This window comes from Frankia sp. AiPs1 (assembly GCF_023716945.1).
Taxonomy (GTDB): domain Bacteria; phylum Actinomycetota; class Actinomycetes; order Frankiales; family Frankiaceae; genus Frankia.
This window is the reverse complement of record NZ_JAMQQF010001063.1, coordinates 1-937: the sequence shown is the minus strand read 5'-3', so window position 1 is coordinate 937 and position 937 is coordinate 1. Positions and strand designations below refer to the sequence as shown.

At 76.7% G+C, this 937-nt stretch carries 1 protein-coding gene and 1 pseudogene; one reads left to right on the top strand and one right to left on the bottom strand.

Going from position 1 to position 937, the window contains the following annotated elements:
* A partial coding sequence (locus ND748_RS32865) for a hypothetical protein (RefSeq protein WP_251750142.1) occupies positions 1-509 on the top strand: 509 nt, incomplete at its 5' end.
* 28 nt (positions 510-537) lie between these two features.
* On the opposite strand, the pseudogene ND748_RS32860 reads toward ND748_RS32865, so the two are convergent.
* Positions 538-879: pseudogene (locus tag ND748_RS32860) on the bottom strand (phytoene desaturase family protein); the annotation flags it as partial.
* Positions 880-937: the final 58 nt, after the last annotated feature.

Genomic DNA, 937 nt, shown 5'->3' with positions numbered 1-937 from the left:
CACCGGCCCCCGCCCCCGCCCCCGCCGCGGCCGCGGCGCCGGCCAAGGCGCTCCCGCTTCCCGTTCCCACACTGCCGCCGGGCCGGGTGCTGTTCCTCGGTCGGATCGCGCACCCGGTGCTGCTGACCGTCGCCGACCTCGCCGCGAAGTACCCGCAGCACACCCAGACGGTGACCTTCCAGAGCGGGGCGGGCCCGCAGACCCACACCTACACCGGCCCCCTGCTCTACGACGTGCTGGAGGCGGCGAAGCCGGCGTTCCGCAGCGACGTGAAGAACGACGCGCTGCGCTACGCCGCATCCGTCCATGCCAGTGACGGCTACGAGTCGGTCGTCTCCTGGGGAGAGATCGACCCCGGCTTCGCCGGCACCGAGGCGCTGCTCGCCGTCACCCAGGACGGCGTGTCGCTGGCGAAGGACGGGCCCCGCCTGACCGCCCCCGGCGACACCAAGGGCGGCCGGTACGTCTCCGGCGTCACCGCGGTGACGCTGGTCCGCGCCGGGCTGTAGCTCGCGGGCGCCGGGTGAGTCGGGCCGGTCAGGCCGGCCCGACGAGCCCGGCGACGATGCCGGCGGACAGCACGACCAGCGGCAGGCCGCCGCCGGGGTGGGCGGACCCGCCGACGAGGAACAGCCCCGGCACCCGGGCGGCGTTCGGCGGGCGCAGGAACGCCGCCCGGGCTCCGTTGGACGACCCGCCGTAGATCGACCCGCCCACCGAGCCGGTGCGCCGCTCCAGGTCCGCCGGGGTGATCGTCTCGTACCACCGCAGCCGGGACCGCACGTCGAACCCGCGGGCGGCGAGGACGTCCAGGATGTGCCGGGCGTACCCGTCCGCCAGGCCGGGCTCGTCCCAGTCCAGCCCGCGCGGGCCGGGCCGCCACTTGGCGGGGGCCCGCCGCGGGGGGCACGGCACTGGTTCTCATCGCCCGGCATAC